Origin of the sequence: Ventrimonas sp. (genome assembly GCF_048380235.1) — a bacterium.
In the GTDB taxonomy this organism is placed as follows: Bacteria; Bacillota; Clostridia; order Lachnospirales; family Lachnospiraceae; genus Brotaphodocola.
In genome coordinates, this window is sequence record NZ_DBFCCJ010000006.1 from 69391 (window position 1) to 88618 (window position 19228).

Sequence of the window (19228 nt, forward strand, 5' to 3'; positions counted from 1 at the left end):
AGTTCTCCTCTTAAGCTACAGTTCCAGATACTTCTTCCAGAACTCTACGGATGTCATCTGTTTTTTATTTTCGCGATATTTTTCTTCTACTGCAGCCCTTGTATTTTTGTACTCAGCCAAAAGCCTCTTGCTCCGTTTATTTAACTCCCGATATTTTTCTTTACTAAATACCCGCATACTTCCCATCTGCAAATGCGGATTCACTGCCAGCAGTTTTTTATACCAAAAGTTATGTTCCGGTGAATAAAACCAGTCAAACGCAACAATTCCCGGACCTTCCTTCAAACGGCTTTCCGAACAAAACCGATGACCATTGTAGGTGATGCGATACAGCCATTTACGCAAAAAAGTTCTTGGCGGATCCTGATACACTTCATCTAAATCGATATCCAGATCAGAGAATTCCCGCAGATCAACCATCTTCTCATTCTTCTTACTCTTCTCTTTCATAATCTGTTCGCCCAGATCCTGCATAATAAACTCCGGACCTTTTAAGAAATCCTCTATCGCATCCAGAATTAATTCTGCTCCATTATAATCCAGGGACAGCATACGGGCACGGAATAATTTTGTCATACGATTCATGAAATCCACATTCTGACATACCTCACTCACAGCCTGTAGAATCAGACTGTTTCTATGAACCTGATATAGTTCCATAGAAGCATTAAACTTATATGTGAAGCCCATATGCCAGATGCAGATTCCATTCATAGTAATAAATTTTGCATGATTTCTAAGACTGAATTCTACATCGTCACCACGAATAAATAGCGGCAGTGGAAGTCCATTTTGCTTAATCATCTTCATAGGAATACAACAGAACCACCATCCTGCATACATATGCTGGCGATCCAGATATTCCTGATCGCATTCCAGAATGTCCCGCAACAATGTATGATCTAACTCATTTTTCTGCGGACCATAAGAACCGTCTGCATGTACAAATCCAATATCTTCATGCTGAATATTCATTTCTTCATAACAAAGCATGGCCCCACTGACAAAGTATTCATCAAATTCTGGCTTTAACATACTCAGCAGATAATACATTCGTCTAATACTTTCCGGCAGTATAATCACATCGTCGTCCATAAGAAGCACATGGGTAATATCCTCTGGCTGTTCCATGGATTCAATCATGCCACGTGTAAAACCACCGGCGCCACCCACATTCTTATTTGGATGAATTGTAATTTTATCTGAATTCCACTGATCCGGCACCAGTGTCCTTCCATTGTCAATCACATGAATCCATAAATGATTTCTGATTTCATCATCGCTATTCAATAATTCGTTCTGCAATAATTTCAAATTTGACTGGATAAATTCTTCTTTCTTGAAGGTTGTTGTTGCAATAGAAAGATTCACCACTCTATGATCTATCTCAGCAAAACTACCCTCATACCAGCCACCAAACAATTGGCAATCCGAATCTGTTTCAACTTCAAATGCCAATAACACACTGTCTGAAGCAGGATAGTCCATTACAATCTCTCCAGAGTCATTTAAAATATAGCTCTGTTCTGCCAGCACTGTCTTAGCCGGACTATGTACATCCAACGTGTAACCAACAAGACGTACCAGACATTCTCCCTGAAGCCGTAAATGTAGTCTTACTGCCTGCAGATTCGTATACTTCTTCCATTTATGCAATGAGAATGCATTTAAATATGACATAAAATCTGCCACTCGATATTTCGGCAAACACAAAATTTCCTGTTCCGCATCATATCTCATTCTCTCACCACGATAAAACAAATTCCATTGTGTCTCAAATTTAATTCCTGTTGGGAACAACAGATTCTGTAACTTCAAATACATGCGCTCAATACCTCGTATTATTCTCTGTGTTTAATCTCTGGTATACAAATCTCTGGTATACACCTTGTCTTCTACATCATTTAACTCTTCGTTTTTTCGATTTGCAACAATTACATCCGATACTTTTTTAAACTCCTGCAAATCCCGGATCACACTGCTGCCAAAGAACGTGTCATCTTTTAATGTCGGCTCATAAATAACTACTTCTACGCCTTTCGCTTTAATCCGTTTCATAACACCCTGAATCGAACTCTGCCGGAAATTATCAGACTGCGATTTCATCGTAAGCCGATAAATTCCTACTACACAATTCTTGCCCGGTGTGCCGTCACGCCCCGCCGTTCCGGTTCCATAATAACCAGCCTTTTCCAAAATACGCTCTGCAACAAAATCTTTTCTGGTCCGGTTGGCATCCACGATTGCTCCAATAATGTTATTCGGAACATCATTATAATTTGCAAGAAGTTGTTTCGTATCCTTAGGCAGACAATATCCACCGTATCCAAATGAAGGATTGTTATAATGATTACCAATCCTTGGATCCAAACATACGCCCTCAATAATATGCTTTGTATTTAACCCGCGAACCTCTGCATAGGTATCCAGCTCATTAAAAAAAGATACCCGCATTGCCAAATAGGTATTTGCGAACAGTTTTACAGCCTCTGCTTCCGTAGGATCCATAAACAAAGTATCAATATTTTCCTTTATTGCACCCTGCTGCAATAAAGCAGCAAATTCATGAGCCTTTGACACCAAACGCTCATCCTCTAACGGCACGCCAATAATAATTCTGGACGGGTAAAGATTGTCATATAAAGCTCGTCCTTCCCGAAGGAATTCTGGCGAAAACAGAATATTTTCCGTATGATATTTTTCCCGCACACTCTTTGTATATCCAACTGGAACCGTAGACTTAATGATCATAATGGCCTGCGGATTTACTTTTAATACAAGTTCAATTACATTTTCAACAGAAGATGTATCAAAATAATTCTTAGCCGGATCATAATTCGTTGGCGTGGAAATAATGATAAAATCTGCATTCTGATACGCCGTTTCTGCATCCAGTGTTGCTGTTAAATTCAATTCTTTTGTAGATAAGTACTCCTCTATTTCCCTATCCACGATCGGTGATTTTTTGGAATTAAGCAAATCTACTTTTTCTTTTATTACATCCACTGCCGTTACAATGTTATTTTGTGCTAATAATACAGCGTTAGATAAACCTACATATCCCGTTCCGGCTACTGCCAATTTACTCATCTTATTATTACCCCTTCACAACTTTAAAACATTTGTTTAAATCTCACTAAACAATACCTATTAATGCAAATAGTATACTGTTTCAGAACCGTATCGAAACAATTTTGTTTTTTCTAAAAATCTAGAATTATTCTCCATTAACCTCGCAATTGCATCAGTATGGTCATCTTCTCGTGACACATACACAATTATCGCATCAGTGTTAATGACTATATTATCATTTTTTATTTCGTAAAAAGATATATCATCTAATTCTTTTAATTCTAAAAAACTTTCCGCAATATTCCATTTATAGTTCTCATCGTATAAATATATACATGAGATATTGCCTAACTCACTTAATTTTTTCAAATTTTCCTTTTCAGAAAGTCGGAAATTAGGAATTCCATTTTTGTATCCCATACTCCCCAAAATTAAAAAGAAAATGACTACCAACAATTCCATTTTCTTTTCTGCAAAATCCTTTAAAATATAATATACTAAACCTACAACTGCTATATATGCAAGACCCAATATATTCATCAAATATCGAATATCCTGATATGGAGCTAATTTCGCAATAAACAAACAATATACTCCTGTTGGGACAAAAATCAGTAAATATTTTTTTATAAAATCACTCTCTGGTCTATGTTTTTTTATTACGCAAAAATCAATTATAGTAAAACCTAGAATAAATAATAATATAACCAATGCCCATCCTGCAAATAATTGCTTATTTATTGTTTCTAAAAATATTTTTAAATGTTCTAAAAAGCCACCAGAATGTATATTATTGAATGCCTCTTTTCCGCGTCCACTTTGAAATATATGTTTTATCATTGCTGGAAATACTAGCACCCCTGTTGCAACACTTGTTATAATTGTCAAAGTGCTATAAAAAAATTTTTTATAATTTCTATTTTGTATTACATAGACCGCATAAACAATACAAATAAAGCAGGTAAAAATTGAAAAATAGTATTGAGTCATCATGCCCGCTAATACAATTAGATATAGCTTCAAATAGTAAGTTTTATCATTACTAGACGGTTCCGTATTCATTAACAAAATTACTAATGCATTTGTCCATACCATCAATAAAACATACATTCTAAAAAAAGAAATTGAATTTATAAAACCAACTGAAAATAGAAACAACAGTGAAAAAATAGTTGCTAATCTTTTATTCTTTAGTAAATTTCCAAAAAGCCACCGCATCTGCCAAAAAACTATCATTGCTAATAAGACATTCAAACTCAATCCCATCCATGGCTCACACCGATTTGGGAAAAAAGAAGCTATTGTATGTATCAGGCAATAATATAATGGAGGATGTACATCTGCCGCTTGATTGGCCCACACATTTTTGTAATCAAATTTATGTCCCGGTTGCACAGCCATATAATCAGTCCACAATTTTTCTCCAGCATACTTTTTCCCGTCTATAATTTCTGGTGTTACAACCCCTAGCGATTGATTATACTGACAATTTGCCAAATGAAATGTTAAGATTTCATCTGTATGAAAACCACATTTATTTTTTCCTATAGAAAATAATACTATCATTAAAACAACTGTAATAATTATTTTCCATATATTTTTTTTCAAATAAGATTCTGCATCCTTTTTACTGTTTATTTTCATTTTATAAATTATCCTCAACCTATCTTATGTTCAAAAAACATTGCTTTATTTTTCTAGGAAGCCAAATAATTGCAGCGCCCAATTTAAATGTCTCTGTATTTTTTACATTGGCAATTTCATTGGCAATTTCTCTTGCAGCTCTATTATTGGCATTCCAAACTGCCTTTCTCTCGGCAAACCAGTCCTCAATGTAAGCCTCAAAATAGAGTTTCTCATTCAAATCTAATCCTTTAGCTGCTTCTTTTTCCTCATATTCCAATTTCATATATTTTTCTCGTGCATTTCTTAAATTATCCTTTTGTACAAATAAAGCAGCCTCCTTTTCTGGATCGTCAATATTAATTTTCTCAATATACTCCCCCATCTTCAAGAAACATTTGAAGTACCCATAAACATGTTCAAATGTAGTTTTCTGTGTCATTGTAGATGCAGCTCTATATCTTCGTTTAAATAATCCTTCATGAATGTGTCCTACGCGTTCTGCTCCCAAAATAGTCTGATATGTAAACAAGTTGTCTTCATGGATAATGCCTTCCTCAAAAGAAATTCTCATGTTTTTTAAATATTCATTTCTAATCAACTGTAAACAAGGGGATACTCTATATTCTCCATTCTTTACCAAAGCAAGTAACATTTTTTCCCCTTTATATACGCCAGAATACCAATATTTTCTCTTATAATAATCTAAGTTTTGATTAGAAGAACTTTCATCTAAATCATCATCTAAAAAACTTGTCCCATCAAAATATACAATATCTAATTTCTCGTTTTCTGCTTTAGAATATAATTTTTTCAGAGCATTTGCGTCCAACAAATCATCACTATCCATAAAATATATATATTTTCCGCGAGCTACACTCAATCCTCTATTTCTGGCAACCGACTGTCCCGAATTTTCTTCGGTATATACAGAAACCCTTTTATCTAGCTTAGAAATTTGTTTTAAGATACTTAAAGATTTGTCTGTCGAACCATCATTTATACAAATTATCTCTATATTTTTTAATGACTGCGCTTGTATAGACTCCAGACAACTCTTTAAATATTTTTCAGTATTGTACACTGGTATTATAACAGATACTGCAATTTCTTCCTTCACACGATTTTGTTGTATTACTCTAAATCCATTTTTCTCATATCTTCTATTCCTTTTTCTCAAACAATTTAATATATATGGAACAGATTTTATACGTCTGTAATATTCTCTATTTATATAATAGTCTTCTGGATAAGCCAAAATATTCATTGCCTTAAACTCACTGGACTCTATTTTTTCATATATTTTTCTCTTTGCATCATTAGAATGCACAGTATCAATATTAAAAACACATCCAGACAATACTGTTGTAATAAAGCTTTTTTCTAATTCCTCATATATATGCCTTTCATTCAACAATTTATATACTGCCTCATAGGCATCAAAAAATAATGTTGGATTCGTTGCTTTTAAACTTTGTAAACTTTTTGTCTGATTCACTCTATAGTAAACTAATTTTTCATTTAAATAGGTAATTCTTTCCGCTAATGCTAATGAAGAAAGTACAAAATAAACATCATTACTATGCCTTAAATTCTGAAAACGTAACTTGTATTTTTCTATAAATTTTCTACTATATAACTTGGTCCACGGACATGTAGTCGTAATTGTAAACAATCTATCTGGTATATCTTTCCTTGAAAAAACTTCTTTACCATCTAAAAGTTCTGTTCTTAATAAATGGTTCTGTACTAAACGTTCTCCAGTCTCTGTATTAAAATAGTCTGCATCAAATAAAACAATATCCGCATCTTGCTGTATTCCCTGTTTATAAGTCTTTTCTAAAAGTTCCAACTCAAAAAGATCATCCGCATCGAGAAATATCATATATTCTCCACTCGCATGGTCAATTCCATTATTTCGTGCCACTCCAGCATGCAAATTCTTTTGAGAAAGCACCATAAATCTGTTATCTTTTTTTGAATATTCTTCCAAAATGCATAATGATTCATCTGTTGATCCATCGTCTACGCATATTATCTCTATATCTTGAAGTGTCTGCTTCGTTAAGCAATCCAAAGATTCTCTTAAATACTCTGCCGCATTATATACCGGCATAATTACTGTAACTTTTATATTCTTCATAACTCATTTTAACACCTTTCCATTTCTTACATTGTAAGCAAAAAATGCCACATACTACTCGTCCAAATACATGTATCCTTTTCGCCTGAATACAAACCGCGTTTTGCATCTATACCACTATCTTTAAATTTTTTATCAATTTCATTCATTGTCCTACGTTCCTGCATTCGATCTGCATCATCTAACATAATAACGAATTGTTCACTTAAATAATCGGGAATCATTGATATCACATCTATTCTAGAAAAACACTTCATATCTCCACCAATCGGTGCATCTATAATCACGAAATCAAATCTTGTATTTTCCCCTAACTTGTTTATAAAATCTTGATATACTCGAACATTTTCAACATTGTTATAGGTGACATATTCAATATTCATGTGCATAAGCTTAGAATTATTACTTATCGAATGTGTTTTTTCAAAAAAATCTATCCATGTTTTATCATGTTCCATAATGATATGATTCACATTTGGAAATGCTGACGCATACTGCAATGTCATCACACTAGATTGTCCGAGACCTAATTCCAATATATTTTGAGGATGAAATTCATTCAAAATTCTATATAAAGCATACAAAGCAGGATACCCCAAAGCCCATCGACCTGGTGAAAAAAATTTATTTTTTAACCACGAAGAATCTGCTATTGTATTATTAAACACCTGTCCCCATACTATTTCATTAGTACTTCTTTTTACCTTTTCCAATCTGCTTTCAATGGAATCCACCATCTCCAATTGTTTCTTTAGTAAGACTTCTTTCTTTTCCTCCAATTGCTTGTTATACTCTAATACTTCGTCTCGAAAATTTCTAATAACCTTTTGATATTGTTCGAGTTTCTTTCCCTGATTTTCTACCTCTAAAGCAATTTTCCCTATGAGTTTTTTCTGTTCAGATATGTTTGAATCCAATGTTTTTATCTCATCAAAAACATTTGTTTGAAATAGACAATCTGCTTCTACTTTTTGTTCAAATTTTTCTTGCGATATAGGCCAAATCTTTCTTAACCATGTTTTTAATTTTTTCATATTATATATCTACTCCATTTATTTACAATACTGTTTCACAAACCAATAGATCTTTTGAGGTACATGAATCAGCACTTTCCCCAGTGTAAATGTTTTAGATTGTTTTATATGGTTTAACTCTTCTTCTAACTTATGATTATCTTCTTTTTGTTTTACATTTTGTAAATATGATGAAAATTGTAGATTTCTAAATAAAAGTCTATACACATCTGCCCTATTTTTTATATAGATCAAATAAGATTCACTCATAATCAAATTATATCTTTCTTTTTTATCCAAATTTTCCTTCAGCACATCCTCTTCTACCAATAAATCTATTTCCAAGATTCTAAAGATGCTCTCTTTCAAATGTTTGTATAATCTTTCATGTTCATCACGAAACTCTAAACTATCTAAATTCGCTATACATCCATCCAATGCATGATTTCGATAACTCATTGCAACTTGATCCCATATTCCATACTCTTTTAAAAATTGCATCAGCGCTTGAAAAGCCAAAAAAAAGTCCTCTGAATACAAATAATTAGTACTTTGACAGCTATCTTTTATTTGAATTCGATAATGAACTAACGCCTCATCTAAAATAACAATTCTAGAAGCTAAGATCAATGCTTTATTAGTAAAAAGAAGATCGTTTGTTCGTTTGATTTCTTGAAAATATACCTGATTCTCTAAAATAAATTTTCTCAAAAATAACTTATTCCACGCCCAATTATGGAACGAATTAAATATATGTTCTGGAAAATCTCTCCACATAAACACTTCTTTGGCGGGCAAGTATTCTTTTCTTAATCCGGCCGGTTCGTAGTTCTGAGCACCTGTTGCCTGGTGATAACACATAACACCAAAGACACCCACATCCGCTTTTTTTTCTTTGCAACGCAAATATATTTTTTGTAACATATCTAATTCAAAATAATCATCAGAATCTAAAAAAGAAAGATATTCTCCTTCTGCTTCTTTTAGTCCTAAGTTGCGCGCTGCCCCACCCCCCAAATGTTGCTGTTCCAATATTCTAAAACGTTCATCTTTTTGAGCATACTTTTGTAATATATCCATAGAAGCATCTGTCGATCCATCGTCAACACATATTATTTCTATGTCTTGAAGAGTTTGATGTACAACACTATCTAAACATTCTTTCAAATATGCTTCTGAATTATAGACCGGAATAATAACTGAAACTTTCACTGCTTGCTTCATTACGAACGATTACCTCTTATATTAAACTTATTCCTTGAAACTATCGATTCAGCTTCATATACGCATCACAAACTTCATTGACTTCTCCAGCCATTTTTGCAACACCATGATCAAGCCAAATTGCATGATCACACAATTTTCGTACGGTATCTATAGTATGCGATACAAACAAAAGCGTCGTTCCTCCACTCAACATCCGGTTCATACGCTCCATACATTTCTGCTGAAACAGGTAATCTCCTACTGCCAAGATCTCATCACAAATCAGGATGTCCGGTGCCACCATGGTCGCCACAGAGAATCCAAGCCGGGCTGTCATACCCGAAGAAAAGTTTTTAATCGGAGTATCCAGGAAATCCCACAGTTCCGCAAAATCCACAATCTCATCAAAATGCTCATCCATATATTTTTTTGAATGTCCTAACACGGTTCCATTCAGATAAATATTCTCACGAGCAGTCAGATTCGGGTCAAATCCGGCTCCTAACTCAATTAGCGGAGCAACCTCGCCATTCACTGTAATGCTGCCCTTATAGGGCTTTAAAATGCCACTGATTGCCTTTAACATGGTGGATTTCCCCGATCCGTTCACTCCGATCAGCGCCCATGCCTCTCCTTTTTTTACTTTAAAGGAAACATCCTTTACTGCCAGAAACTCCTGGAAAATCAGCTCTTTTTTTATCAGTTTAATGACATATTCCTTTAAATTATCGACCTTTTCACTTGCCATATTAAAGCGAATTGTCACATTATTTACTTCAACTGCATACTCACTCATATACTCACCTGTTCTAATTTAAATATATAAAATAAATTCATCCTGTTTCCGCTTAAACATCAGAAGTCCAAATGCAAGCATTACAAATGCCAGAATCCATCCCCCGAAGAATATTCTCGGTCCCGGAAGATGACCATAATATACCAGGTCACGGAATTGGGCCACATAATAGTACACTGGATTCAAGACTTTTACTACAAAACTAACACTTGCCGGTAATGATTCAACTGGGTAAAAAATCGGAGTCAGATACATCCATGCCGTAATAACTGCATGGTAAATGTACTGCACATCCCGGAAAAACACATTAAATTCTGCAAGGAAAAAACCAAGTCCACAGCAGAAAATATAGATCTGGACAATAACCAATGGGAATAACCAGAAAGTCCAGTATATGGTTGCTCTGGTACAGAGCATAACGATCAGCAATGCGCCAAGGGAAAATACCAGATCGATCATACAGCTTGTTACCTTAGACAATGTAAAGATATATTTTGGTACGTAGGTTTTTTTCAACAATGCCGCATTTCCGGTTACAGATGTCATTGCCTGGTTTGTCGATGTAGACAGGAAATCAAACAGCATTTTTCCTGTAAATAAATATACCGGGAAGTTCTGGATATTTCGGCTGAACATCGTTGAAAACACAATCGTCATAATAATCATGACAAATAATGGATTCAATACGCTCCACAAATAGCCCAGAAAACTTCTCCGGTATTTCAGTTTAATATCTCTGCTCACAAGCTGGAACAGTAAATCTTTATACTTCAAAAATGTATTAATTCGGTCTACCCATAATTTCATAAACATTGCCTCATCTTTTCTTGTTTACTTCTCTGATTCTATCTTCTGATTGTGCCTTAACCGGTTATATATCTCCGAATGCAGCATCTTCTCATACACCGGGAATGTGATTCCAAACCGGTTCATCCACAGATACATTTTGAACTTTTTGCTGACCCGGTTCCAGAATTTCATATTTAGATTCTGAATCATTGCATTGTAGCGCAGGCAGTCGTTTCTGCCCTTCTTTTTATCCGGATTCATGATGCAGCCTGCTACATAATAGCTCAAAATAACGCCTTCTGTCTTCTTGTAAATATACTCTTTTGCCGCATCGGATAGCTCCGGATGTGCGTTATAGTGACGGATCAGATCTTCCGTCACCTTTTCTACATGGCTCATTCGTTTCAGGCGGTTGGTTACCGATACGCTCTGCTCTGCGTTGCCCACCAGATACTGGTACAAATACAGATCCATGGGGTAAATGCTTGCTGCATAGGAGCATGGGATCGTAGTGTATTCGTGGTCCTCATAGAAGATTTTTTCCGGCAGCTCATAGCGGTGTTTCTGGTAGAATTCCCGGTTGTAGCAGATGCCGTGAAAAGCAAAACAGCGGTCAAAATTCTTCCAGTTCTGCACGACATTCTCCAGTGTGTAGAGCGTTTCATAGCGGTCTAAGAACATCCTCCATACGGTCTTTTCACCGGTCTGCATGTCGACCTGATGATATGGATTTAACACTACATCTGCGCTGCAGTCAGCCAATTTGTCCACGAATTCTTTCAAATTTTCTGTTACTACCCAGTCATCGGCATCAATCACTTTCAGATAGCGGCCGACTGCCTGTGCCGTTCCGGCATTGATTGCCGATCCATGCCCGCCGTTTTCTTTTGATATCAGACGGAAGACCTGGGGATATTGTTCGATATATGTTCGGGCAATTTGCGCCGTCTGGTCTTTGGAGCCGTCATCTACAACAATGACTTCAATCTGGTCCAGCACTTCCTTATTCAGGAAGGATGTAAGACAGACATTCAGATATTTTTCCACATTGTAGGACGGTATGATAAACGATACGATCTTGTCCATAAAAACCTCTCTGTGTCTTTCTAGCGGTATGTACGGCGAACCAGCATATTCGCCAGATAATACGTGTGGTACTGCGTTTTCCGAAGCAGGGAAACTGCTTTGTTGATGTTGCTGTCGTAGATATCGCGGTATTGTTCTTTTAAGGTTCTGTCATACTGCCGCAGCTGCTGTTTTTTTTCTGCAGATGGCGGGAAGCTCAGCATGATTTTAAACTTACCTGCAATGACCCGGGCAATCAATCCGGCAATGTAACGCTTTTTGATGTCCGTACAGGGCAGCTGCTTCCCCAGCTGCTGATAAAAGCTCAGAAGGGATGACAGGACTTTATCGTAGTTCTGTTCGTTCTTCTGCATCTTTTCCAGTCCCACGCTCTGTCCCTCCCGTCCCAGACGGTAATAATAAACGAAAGCATCCACAAAGCAGATTGTTTTCACATAGGGAATGGGGTACAGAATGTACTCGGTATCCACATAATAGCAGTGCTCATCAATACGGATCTGATGCTCCCGCAGTATTTCAGTCCGGATGGTCATGTTGTGCATCTTCATATAAAGCCGGTCTGCGATATCGTCAAACCGGTATATTTTCTGATATTCTACACCTTCAAACGGAATCTCGATCTCTGCTTTGGTCCGGAACGTGTTCTTATCTGCTTCTCCGTTATCGTAAGTCCACAAAAAACCGGAATATACGACATCCGCATCACTGGTTTTTAAAGTTCTCACCAGGCTGACAAAAGCTTCCTTTCCTACCCAGTCATCGGCATCTACTACCTTAAAGTAGCTTCCCAGCGCATATTCGATGCCGCAGTTAATGCCAGAACCGTGACCGCCGTTTTCTTTGGTGATTACCCGGTACGTATCCGGATAACGCTCTGCGTATTCTCTGGCAATCTCCAAAGAATGATCCGTCGAGCCGTCATTGACGATGAGGATTTCAATATCCTGCATCAGCTCCGGTATCTCAAAGGATTCCAGATTGTCCCGGAGATATTTTTCTGCGTTGTAAGTCGGAACGACTACCGTTAATATTTTTTCCATAGTTTTATCCATTCTATTCTTTCAAAGCCGGATCTTCCCACAGTCCTTCCTCAAAGCCATCTGTTGACTCCTTCATCAGAAGGACCTTTGGCGTCATCAGGATGAGCTTCAGATCAAGCCAGATGGAATAGTTCCGTATATAGGTCAGATCCAGCTTTAGCTTGTCGTAGCTGGTGGTACAGTAACGCCCATGCACCTGCGCGTATCCCGTGAGTCCTGCCTTTACCTTCAGGCGGTATTCGAATTCCGGGATGTTTTTGGTGATGACGCGCGCCAGCTCCGGCCGCTCCGGCCGCGGGCCGACCAGGCTCATATCGCCTTTGATGATATTTAAAAGCTGCGGCAGCTCGTCCATACGGGTTGCCCGGAGGAATCGTCCTACCGGAAGAATGCGCGGATCCTTCTCCCCGGCTTTTACCGGTCCGCTCTTCTTTTCCGCATCCACGATCATGGTACGGAATTTGTAAATACGGAACACCTTTCCATCCAGTGTCAGACGCTCCTGGGTATAAAATACCGGGCCCTTATCCGTATTCCAGATTAAAAACGCTATGATCAGGAAAAACGGACTTGTCACCAGCAGCATGAATCCGGCAATCACCAGATCCTCCAGCCGTTTTACCACTGCCTGATCCCAGGCCAGGCCGCCGTCATTGCGGGAAAGATAAAGAGGGGAATCAAAAATATTCAGCTCTACGGATGTTCTCAGCAGAATATCGCTGACCTTCGGCACCGTGTAGCTTCGGATATTTCTGGCGTAGCAAAGCTTCATAAGCTGATTTCTGGCCCTTGCCGGGATATCGCCGATGATGACTCCGTCATAATCTTCTGCCTGCTTTACGATACGCTCCAGGCCCATGTCAATGGATACGTTTTCCGCAATTTCGTATTTGTCATCGCGGGTGTCGATCCGGTTGATCAGATGAAACATCGGCATCTTCCCGTACACCAGCAAAAGCCGTCTTTTCGGGAAAAGTGCTCCATACAGCTTTTTAAACACCAGCGCCCAGACCAGCACCACAGCCAGATCTACAATTGTCATCAGTAGCAATGCTGTAGGATTGTGCATTTTTTTATCAAACAGCACGACCTGTACATAGGAAAAGGCATTCACACCCACAATGGAGATCATGTGAGAATAGACCAGTGCCCAGTATTTGTAAATTCCAACCTTCAGACCTCCGTACAGCCGGTGCAGGACCAGTGACAGAACCAGATATTCCCCGGCAATCAGCCAGTTTCCGCGCCTCCAGAAGGCTACTGTCATATTTTTATTGTAATAATTCATCCACACATAATAGTAGATAGCAAGTTCCAGAAGCACGATGACCGCGGATCCGGCGAATTTTACCAGACGCTTGTACTGCTCAAAACTGCGATTTATCTTTTTATCGTTCATTACTTTCGTGATTCCTTAATTTCTTGTCATAAATCATTTTCCGGATATGATTCGGCATCAGGCTGACTGCAATTCTGGACAGCAGAACAAAACTATACTGCACAAAATTCAGCATTCCCCGCCGATACATTTCTGTCCAGAAATGGCAAATGGGCCTTATATACGATATGCCGCCTCTGCGTCTGTGCATATCATTGACACGCATATAAAGGAGCGTGTCTGGCAGATTTGCAAACCGACATCCCGCCTGAAACATCCGCACCCAGAGATCATAATCTTCAAATAACGGGCAGGGCTGATATCCACCTGCTGTCAGTGCCTTTGACTTTCGAAACATAACGCAGGGGTGATTCATAGGATTGCGCATCTTTATATAGGATGCAACCTCTGTCTGGGTCCGGGGCACACATTTTCTGGAGACAATGCTATGCTTCGCTTCCCGCTCTGTCTGAGCCTCTCCCTGAAATTCGGCTATGGTGCCGCTCAGGACATCCGTTTCCGGATATGTCTCCAGATAGCGAAGCTGCTTTTCACAGCGGTCCGATGCAGCGATATCATCGCTGTCCATACGTGCCACCCATTCGCAGCTACACTCCGGCAGTCCTTTCGCCAGGGCTGCTCCAAGGCCGGCATTTTGCTCCAGCCTTACCGTTTTTAACAATCCCTGGAATTCTATATCTTCCAAAACGGCTTCCAGCTCTGTGGTCAAAGGACCATCACAGACCAGAACAATTTCCGAAGGCCTCCACGACTGCCCTGTCATGCTTTTGAGGGCCGCATGCAGATATTCCGGGCGTTCCTTCTTGTATACAGACATCAGCACGGAATAACGTTTATCCATCGCGGGGTTCTCCTTTCCGGATCAGTCTATGGCGCACACTTACGCAGAATTAGCCTTTGTACAGTATAACACCTATAGGCTTTTTCCGCAACTTTTGCGGTGAGAAAAGCGCTGGAAAACCTTTAAGAATCTATTAAAAATGGATATTTCTGCAGAAAAATGGAGGCACAATGCTGTGCCTCCATCCGTTATCAAAAATGTCTTTATTTTTTTCTACTGCTTGCCACACCTACACTCATAAGCACCCACATCACCGGCGTTGTGATTGGAAGGTTCAAGTTAACCAAAGCCTGAGCACAGTAACAGATCACCGCAAACAGGCAGCCGATCACGCAGGCACTCTCAGCGGACATACCTGCTGCTCCGGTCATTTTCGGAATCTGAATATTTTGACTAAGCCAGTATTTTGCCATCTTCCAGCCATTTCCAAACAGGAAGCACAGATATGCTGCCAGTCCAATCGGTCCGATTGTCAGAAGAAACTGCAGATACTCATTATGTGCAGTATCAAATACCAGACCTGTTGTACCTACCATATCCTTCATAAAGGACTGGGTTGTCATGATTCCAAAGGTATCCGGTCCAAAACCAAACAGCTTATGCATAAACGGAAATGCTGCATACAGTTCCAGTGACTTGCGCCAGATGTATCCGCGCTTGGTTCCCCAGTTATCATTAAAGACCAGATAATTGTCGAGACTTCCATAGCGTGAGCCATGACCGAGCGCATTTGCATCAATCAGCATGATAACAAGCACGATTGCCCCCAGAAGGATCAAGCCAAGCCAGATCCGAATCAGTGTAACTTTGGATTTTTCTTTCTGTTCCTGTGTTTTTCCGGCGAGCAATGCGGCTACATCTGCCTTTTCCTGCTTGCGGAAGTAAAGCGCAACCGCTGCTGCCAGACACCACAATAACACCACAATGGCAAGAAGTCCGGGAAGATTAACCAGGATCTGGAATAAGCTGTCCAGGCCGATCACCATATCCGCATAGGCCTGATTAATAAAATCAATGCACTGAATCACGGTTGCAAACGTTGCTGCCATAACCAGATACCGGACCACGCCCTTTCTGCTGCGAAATACCAGCAGTGGAAGCAGCGCAAACAGGGCACCCAGGGCCAGATAAGCATTGTCACTGCAGCCCATAATGATCGCAAAAAATGAAACCACCATGCACAGATAATACCAGCATGTTTTCAGCCAGCCCTTTGCAGTTGCAAACATCGCTGCTGCCGCACCCATGACCAGTGCCACATATGCCGTATAGGTGTTAATATTGCCAATAGTGGAAGTGAAGATTGCAGATTGTTCGGGTTTTATCTTCCCTCGAAAATGCAGGATATCAAGCTGGAAGTAATCGGTAATTCCAACATAGCAGACGATAAGTCCGGCAGCAAAAAATGCCTGCATTACAAGTTTATTGCCGCGCCAGAACCTGCTTACCACAAAATACATCACAACATAGAGTGTCATAAGGAACAGACCGCTGTAGCGTCCCTCATTCCCCCAGAACGACTCGTAGAGATATTCGGACTGCAATGTAGATATAGCCGACGCCAGCCAGAAGATTAATACTGCCGTATCCGCAAACCGGAATGCCTGCTTCCAGTTCGCCGGTTTCAATGATGCAAAAAGCTTCTTCACATGTTCTCCCTGAAACTCCTTCCAATCAATCACCAGCATCACAATACTCAGAACCAAAAATACGGTCAGCATCACCAGCACACTCATGTAAAAACATTTGTATTTTGTTTCCAGTATATTGAAATAGGACTTGTCATAAATCAACGGTACCGCAATCACGGCAAATACCAGAAACACGCTGATCACTCCACTAATAATAGCAGCGCAGGTTTCCGCGAAACTATCGGTTCTATTCGTAACTATCTTTTTCTCCATAAAGTCTCCTTATCTGCTCTTTATCCATATAATATCTTTCTTTTCCCCCACCAAGTCTGCTCTGATTATAACATCTTTTTATTTTCTTGCGAAGCATTTATCAAGAACACACATAAGATTGCTGCTATTCATTCGATAATTTTTGACTAAAAGCTTGTTCACATCAACATGTTTAATCCCATTTTGTGCCTTAAATATCGCAGACTCTTTCTTTTTCTGTTTATCCTCAACGCTTCGTCCCAGATAGACACTTTCTATATCTTTGCAGAACCACACAAACTCGTAATTCATACTTCGGCAATATTGTCTTACGTCATTCAAAAATTGCTGATCGTACATATCCTTTTCATATTCATCGCAATCAAAACAAAGAATGACCTTGGACTGATTTCCTTTTCCTGCAGACTGGTACTGTTTGCTCAGGCTTCGTATATCTTTTTCCTTATTTTTATAATTGCCCTTTCCATTCATATAAACAACACTAAGTTTGATTTGCGGTTGATTCCATTGATAGAATCGTTCTATAGTATCCCTTATATAAATCCAGTCCGATTTGCATTTGCTGTTTGTTTCTACAACAAAAATGTATTGAACTCCCATTAATTATCCTCCGAACCAGAGCCAAATACTCCTATAAAATCAACGGAATCCACATTAAATGGCGACCCCTCAATCATGCCATTTCTGTATAGCCTTGAAGGGGAATAATTTCCATTCGATGTCCATGGATAAATTTTATGATCGGTAGATAAAAAATCAATCGATTTTTTATGGCGTTTCAAAACATCCATCGGTCCCACATTGTGAGTTGTAAAGCAAAGCTGCCCTTCTCCATATTCCATCAGATATTCCAACAACGCGCACAAATATACATCATGAAGATTGGAGTCAAATTCATCAAGAAAAACAATACCTCCCCGAACCATTTCCCGCAAATAGGCAAATAATTTAATGAGTTTCTTAACACCCGTACTCTCAAATTCTGCATTAATTTTATAAGATTCATATACCATAACCAAATTACAAATATAAAGAGAATGATCCTCTTTTTTGTCGATTTCAATCCTGATTAAATCTGATTTAAAAATGCGAAGGAACTGTGCCAGTTTTTCTATTGTTTGTGAAAATTTTTGGTAATTTTCTTTTCCAATATAGTTATTTGCAACTGATAATACAAAGAGATGATCACTATCCAGCGCAACAAGATGGTCCAGTAAATCATTTTTCTCCTTGGACGCTTTCACATTGCTCCAGTCACCAACTGTATTATTAAAAATATAATCGCTGTGATCATCTGATTGATCTAAATATACATGTATGCTTTTTCCAAAAATCCAAAGTGATAGAAGTTGATAGAACAAAATTGGATAATCTTTATCCGTCTCATCTTTTGCCATATCCATCAGTACCTTATCAAAAAACAATACACACATCGAATTGTCTTCCAACAGATTTGTGGTTTTATCAAGAAATCTCTTCAGGAAAGGATTCTCCGCTTCATCTATTACCGAAATAACATCTCCCTTTTGCGTTTCAAATACATTAAACATAAAATCCGATTTTCTGCACGCATTCTTGCAAGATAATTTTTCATGTGAAATAGCATATTTCCCATTGGAATTTTGAGATATTGTCACCATATAACGCATCAACACTGGTATAGAGTTTTCTTGCTTATTCAAATTAACAAGAAAATCAACAGATATAAACAATTCACCCAGCTTTTTATTAATTAGTTCTTCTAAATTTTTTTGAACAATCGGATTATTCAAATACCCCGGATTGGTAAGAAGATTCCTGAGTATATCTGCAGATGTCACAATAGCAGATTTACCAGAACCATTCATTCCATAAATTCCTTTTACATTATATTCTTGCGTGTCCAGGTTGCGCGTAATAGTTTTCTTATAAAATGACAGAGAAATCAGTTCATCCAGTGTTTTGATTCCTTTAACAGAATAGTTCACTAAATATATATTTTTCATTTTCCCATTTCCTCCATGTAATTTGTACTATACCATACCATTCAGGAAATTTAAATACATAATGTATTATTTTTTCTTTTATAATTATGCCCATTTTCAAGTTTCCATACCTATTGCTCTAAATAAATCATCCCTGACATTCCACCTCTTTCAAATTCAGGAATTAGCCAATACGCCCCCTGCTCCTGTCAATAATTTGCCTTATAGGAAGTATAATCGTCTCGTAATGCAATTTAGGAATTTCGTAGCAAATTCAAAAAAGTAAAAAGGAGAGTGCATTCATTATGAGAAAGCAGACTAAAGTAGTTGCAGTTGCATCTGCAGCAGCTCT

15 protein-coding genes are annotated in these 19228 nt (G+C 38.3%); all 15 read right to left on the minus strand.

Features of this window, described 5'->3' with window-relative positions; translation table 11 throughout:
- Positions 1 to 15 precede the first annotated feature (15 nt).
- Complete coding sequence (locus ACMP1L_RS00715) at positions 16 to 1824, minus strand: hypothetical protein (RefSeq protein WP_418451679.1); 1809 nt, start codon at positions 1822 to 1824, stop codon at positions 16 to 18.
- 30 nt (positions 1825 to 1854) lie between these two features.
- Positions 1855 to 3090, minus strand: coding sequence for a nucleotide sugar dehydrogenase (locus tag ACMP1L_RS00720; protein ID WP_418451681.1), 1236 nt, complete (start codon positions 3088 to 3090; stop codon positions 1855 to 1857).
- A gap of 60 nt (positions 3091 to 3150) precedes the next feature.
- A complete protein-coding gene (locus ACMP1L_RS00725) occupies positions 3151 to 4716 on the minus strand; it encodes a hypothetical protein (RefSeq protein ID WP_418451682.1) in 1566 nt (521 codons plus the stop codon).
- Positions 4717 to 4735: 19 nt separating this feature from the next.
- Positions 4736 to 6838 carry a glycosyltransferase gene (locus ACMP1L_RS00730; RefSeq protein WP_418451683.1) on the minus strand — a complete coding sequence of 701 codons (2103 nt, stop codon included), beginning with the start codon at positions 6836 to 6838 and terminating at the stop codon, positions 4736 to 4738.
- A gap of 26 nt (positions 6839 to 6864) precedes the next feature.
- Positions 6865 to 7872, minus strand: coding sequence for a hypothetical protein (locus ACMP1L_RS00735; RefSeq protein ID WP_418451684.1), 1008 nt, complete (start codon positions 7870 to 7872; stop codon positions 6865 to 6867).
- Positions 7873 to 7890: 18 nt separating this feature from the next.
- Complete coding sequence (locus tag ACMP1L_RS00740) at positions 7891 to 9075, minus strand: glycosyltransferase family 2 protein (protein ID WP_418451685.1); 1185 nt, start codon at positions 9073 to 9075, stop codon at positions 7891 to 7893.
- A gap of 40 nt (positions 9076 to 9115) precedes the next feature.
- Positions 9116 to 9853, minus strand: coding sequence for an ABC transporter ATP-binding protein (locus ACMP1L_RS00745; protein ID WP_418451687.1), 738 nt, complete (start codon positions 9851 to 9853; stop codon positions 9116 to 9118).
- A gap of 18 nt (positions 9854 to 9871) precedes the next feature.
- Positions 9872 to 10660 (minus strand): ABC transporter permease, encoded by a 789-nt coding sequence (locus ACMP1L_RS00750; protein WP_418451688.1) that lies wholly within the window; start codon positions 10658 to 10660, stop codon positions 9872 to 9874.
- Between the two features lie 24 nt (positions 10661 to 10684).
- On the minus strand, positions 10685 to 11728 hold the full coding sequence (locus ACMP1L_RS00755) for a glycosyltransferase family 2 protein (protein WP_418451690.1): 1044 nt from the start codon (positions 11726 to 11728) through the stop codon (positions 10685 to 10687).
- A 20-nt stretch (positions 11729 to 11748) separates the two neighbouring features.
- Entirely contained in the window at positions 11749 to 12768 is a 1020-nt protein-coding gene (locus ACMP1L_RS00760) for a glycosyltransferase family 2 protein (protein WP_418451691.1), read from the minus strand.
- Between the two features lie 13 nt (positions 12769 to 12781).
- Positions 12782 to 14167 (minus strand): sugar transferase, encoded by a 1386-nt coding sequence (locus ACMP1L_RS00765; RefSeq protein WP_418451692.1) that lies wholly within the window; start codon positions 14165 to 14167, stop codon positions 12782 to 12784.
- On the minus strand, positions 14157 to 15008 hold the full coding sequence (locus tag ACMP1L_RS00770; protein ID WP_418451693.1) for a glycosyltransferase: 852 nt from the start codon (positions 15006 to 15008) through the stop codon (positions 14157 to 14159). Before ACMP1L_RS00770 ends, ACMP1L_RS00765 begins: the two co-directional genes overlap by 11 nt.
- A gap of 203 nt (positions 15009 to 15211) precedes the next feature.
- Positions 15212 to 16912: an O-antigen ligase family protein gene (locus ACMP1L_RS00775; protein ID WP_418451695.1), complete on the minus strand. Its 1701-nt coding sequence runs from the start codon at positions 16910 to 16912 to the stop codon at positions 15212 to 15214.
- Positions 16913 to 16990: 78 nt separating this feature from the next.
- Positions 16991 to 17512 (minus strand): hypothetical protein, encoded by a 522-nt coding sequence (locus tag ACMP1L_RS00780; protein WP_418451697.1) that lies wholly within the window; start codon positions 17510 to 17512, stop codon positions 16991 to 16993.
- The gene (locus ACMP1L_RS00785; protein WP_418451698.1) at positions 17512 to 18897 is read right to left on the minus strand and encodes an AAA family ATPase; all 1386 of its coding nucleotides are present in this window, start codon (positions 18895 to 18897) and stop codon (positions 17512 to 17514) included. Before ACMP1L_RS00785 ends, ACMP1L_RS00780 begins: the two co-directional genes overlap by 1 nt.
- Positions 18898 to 19228: the final 331 nt, after the last annotated feature.

Coding starts and splice junctions, on each gene's coding strand:
- ACMP1L_RS00715 (WP_418451679.1), bottom strand. CDS start 1,824: ATGTATTTGAAGTTACAGAATCTGTTGTTCCCAACAGGAATTAAATTT.
- ACMP1L_RS00720 (WP_418451681.1), bottom strand. CDS start 3,090: ATGAGTAAATTGGCAGTAGCCGGAACGGGATATGTAGGTTTATCTAAC.
- ACMP1L_RS00725 (WP_418451682.1), bottom strand. CDS start 4,716: ATGAAAATAAACAGTAAAAAGGATGCAGAATCTTATTTGAAAAAAAAT.
- ACMP1L_RS00730 (WP_418451683.1), bottom strand. CDS start 6,838: ATGAAGAATATAAAAGTTACAGTAATTATGCCGGTATATAATGCGGCA.
- ACMP1L_RS00735 (WP_418451684.1), bottom strand. CDS start 7,872: ATGAAAAAATTAAAAACATGGTTAAGAAAGATTTGGCCTATATCGCAA.
- ACMP1L_RS00740 (WP_418451685.1), bottom strand. CDS start 9,075: ATGAAGCAAGCAGTGAAAGTTTCAGTTATTATTCCGGTCTATAATTCA.
- ACMP1L_RS00745 (WP_418451687.1), bottom strand. CDS start 9,853: ATGAGTGAGTATGCAGTTGAAGTAAATAATGTGACAATTCGCTTTAAT.
- ACMP1L_RS00750 (WP_418451688.1), bottom strand. CDS start 10,660: ATGAAATTATGGGTAGACCGAATTAATACATTTTTGAAGTATAAAGAT.
- ACMP1L_RS00755 (WP_418451690.1), bottom strand. CDS start 11,728: ATGGACAAGATCGTATCGTTTATCATACCGTCCTACAATGTGGAAAAA.
- ACMP1L_RS00760 (WP_418451691.1), bottom strand. CDS start 12,768: ATGGAAAAAATATTAACGGTAGTCGTTCCGACTTACAACGCAGAAAAA.
- ACMP1L_RS00765 (WP_418451692.1), bottom strand. CDS start 14,167: ATGAACGATAAAAAGATAAATCGCAGTTTTGAGCAGTACAAGCGTCTG.
- ACMP1L_RS00770 (WP_418451693.1), bottom strand. CDS start 15,008: ATGGATAAACGTTATTCCGTGCTGATGTCTGTATACAAGAAGGAACGC.
- ACMP1L_RS00775 (WP_418451695.1), bottom strand. CDS start 16,912: ATGGAGAAAAAGATAGTTACGAATAGAACCGATAGTTTCGCGGAAACC.
- ACMP1L_RS00780 (WP_418451697.1), bottom strand. CDS start 17,512: ATGGGAGTTCAATACATTTTTGTTGTAGAAACAAACAGCAAATGCAAA.
- ACMP1L_RS00785 (WP_418451698.1), bottom strand. CDS start 18,897: ATGAAAAATATATATTTAGTGAACTATTCTGTTAAAGGAATCAAAACA.